The sequence below is a fragment of the Nostoc sp. DedQUE02 genome, assembly GCF_034531035.1.
Lineage (GTDB): Bacteria > Cyanobacteriota > Cyanobacteriia > Cyanobacteriales > Nostocaceae > Nostoc.
This window is the reverse complement of the sequence record NZ_JAVRBY020000135.1, coordinates 1-2,813: the sequence shown is the minus strand read 5'-3', so window position 1 is coordinate 2,813 and position 2,813 is coordinate 1. Positions and strand designations below refer to the sequence as shown.

The 2,813-nt window shown below is 43.2% G+C and carries 1 protein-coding gene; it reads left to right on the top strand.

Going from position 1 to position 2,813, the window contains the following annotated elements; all coding sequences use genetic code 11:
- Nucleotides 1–2,813: non-ribosomal peptide synthetase (locus RMX98_RS36130; protein ID WP_409881976.1), on the top strand; the 2,813-nt coding region annotated here is incomplete at both ends.

The following is a 2,813-nucleotide window of genomic DNA, read 5'->3' as shown; positions in this document are numbered from 1 at the left end:
AGGCAGTTGTTGACTCGTGTTCGAGAAGTCGCTTTCGGAGCATACACTCATCAAGATTTGCCTTTTGAAATGTTGGTGGAAGCATTGCAGCCAGAACGCGACCTCAGCCATACACCACTGTTTCAAGTGATGTTTGTCCTCCAGAATGCACCTATATCTGAATTAGAGCTTGCTGGCTTAAATATCAGTTTATCGAATACCCAAAGCACAACTGCTAAGTTTGATTTAACTTTATCAATGCAGAACACTCCTAGTGGACTAGTAGGTGCATGGGGATATAACACTGATTTGTTTGATGAGCGCACAATTGAGCGCATGAATGGGCATTTTGTCACGTTACTGGAAAGTATTGTGGCTAAACCAGAGGAGAGAATTTACCAATTGCCTCTACTGACACCAAGGGAGCAACAACAGTTATTATTTGACTGGAACGATACCAAATCCACGTATCCCCAGGATAAATGTATTCATCAGTTGTTTGAAGAACAAGTAGAGCGTACCCCAAATGCTGTAGCTGTGGTATTCGACAATCAACAACTAACTTACTACCAATTGAACTGTCGTGCGAACCAATTGGCACACTACCTACAAACTTTGGGTGTAAAACCAGATGTGCTAGTCGGTATTTGTGTAGAACGTTCTTTAGAAATGGTGGTGGGACTATTAGGGATTCTCAAAGCTGGTGGGGCTTATGTGCCACTTGACCCAGATTATCCCCAAGACCGCTTGAGCTTCATATTAGATGATGCGGCACTACCAGTGTTATTAACTCAGAAATCATTGTTAGAATCTTTGCCTAAGCATACTGCACAAGTAGTATGTTTAGATAGCGATCGCCAATTCATTGCTCAACACAGTCCAGAAAATCTACACAGTGTCAGCAAACCAGAAAACTTAGCTTATGTAATTTATACTTCAGGCTCCACAGGCAGGCCAAAAGGCGTTGAAGTTAACCACAACGGTGTAGTTAACTTTTTAGCCTCCATGAGTCATAGTCTAGGATTAACTGCCTGTGATACGTTCTGTGCCGTTACTACCATATCCTTTGACATTGCAGCTTTAGAATTGTATCTGCCATTGATGGTAGGAGCGAAGGTCTTAGTAGTTTCGCGTGAAGTTACCAGTGATGGCACTAGGCTTTTACTAGAGTTACAGCATTCAGGCGCAACCGTAATGCAAGCGACTCCTGCCACTTGGCAAATGCTGCTGGCTTCTGGTTTTTCTACACAACAGTTAAAAATGAAAATACTGTGTGGGGGAGAAGCCTTAAGCACTCCATTAGCTCATCAATTATTAGAAACTGGTAACGAAGTATGGAATCTCTACGGGCCGACAGAAACTACAATTTGGTCGAGTATTTACCAACTTAAAAATGAGTCAACGCAAATAGAAGCTAGAAGTGCTACCACACCCATTGGTCGTCCTATCGCTAACACGCAAATTTACATTTTAGATACACAATTACAACCAGTGCCTGTGGGTGTGCCAGGAGAATTGTACATTGGTGGTGCAGGATTAGCAAAAGGCTACCTCAACCGAAGCGAGTTAACACAAGAAAAATTCATCCCCAATCCGTTTGAGGAGACAGGAGCAAGTAGATTATATAAAACTGGGGATTTAGCACGGTATTTGCCAGATGGTAACATAGAATACTTAGGACGCATCGACAATCAAGTTAAAATACGCGGTTTTCGCATTGAGTTAGGCGAAATCGAAACAGTATTGAGCCAATATCCCCATGTACAAGCCAATTGTGTTATTGCCCGCGAAGACAATCCAGGTGATAAACGCTTAGTTGCCTACGTGGTGCCGCATCAGCACTCTACACCCACAATCAATGAACTGCGGCAATTCCTGAAAGCAAAGCTACCAGACTACATGGTGCCAACTGCTTTTGCGATCTTGGAGTCCCTACCACTAACTCCCAACGGCAAGATAGACCGTCGCGCTTTGCCAGCACCAGATTTCAAGAGCCAACGAATAGACAAATATCTTGCTCCACGTAACCCAATTGAAGAACTATTAGCACAAATTTGGGCGCAAGTGCTGAAACTAGAGCTTGTAGACATTAATGATAATTTCTTTGAACTGGGAGGACACTCGCTACTAGCAACGCAGGTGGTTTCACGTATTCGCAGCATTTTTAAAGTGGAACTACCATTGCGTGAGTTGTTTGCAAGAACAACAGTTGCCGAATTGGCGCCAGCGATTGGGCAATTGCAGCAACAAGACTTAGAACTTCTTTCCTCACCAATCTTACCAAGAGCAGAGAATGCTCAATTACCACTGTCTTATGCTCAACAGCGTTTGTGGTTTTTAGACCAGTTAGAGCCGAACAGTGCTGTATACAACATACCCATAGCTTTGCGTCTAGTCGGAACTCTCAACCAAGTTGCCCTAGAACAAAGTTTGCATAACATCATTGCTCGCCACGAAGCCTTACGCACCAACTTCGTCATACTTGATGGAAAACCTTCTCAAATTATTCAAACACAAACGAATTGGACAGTCTGTGTTGTTGACTGGCGAGATGTACCAAAAACCGAACAAGAAATTGCCACGCAGCAATTAGCTCAACAACAAGCTATTCAACCGTTTGACCTGGCAAGGGAACCATTAGTCAGGGCAACATTAGTAATGCTGTCTTTGACAGAACATATTTTGTTAGTTTGTATGCATCATGTTGTCAGTGATGCCTGGTCAATAGGTGTGTTTGTTGAAGAACTAGCAACGCTGTACAACGCTTATTCAATAGGTCAGCCGTCACCTTTAGTGCCGTTGCCGATTCAGTATGCAGATTTTGCAATTTGGCA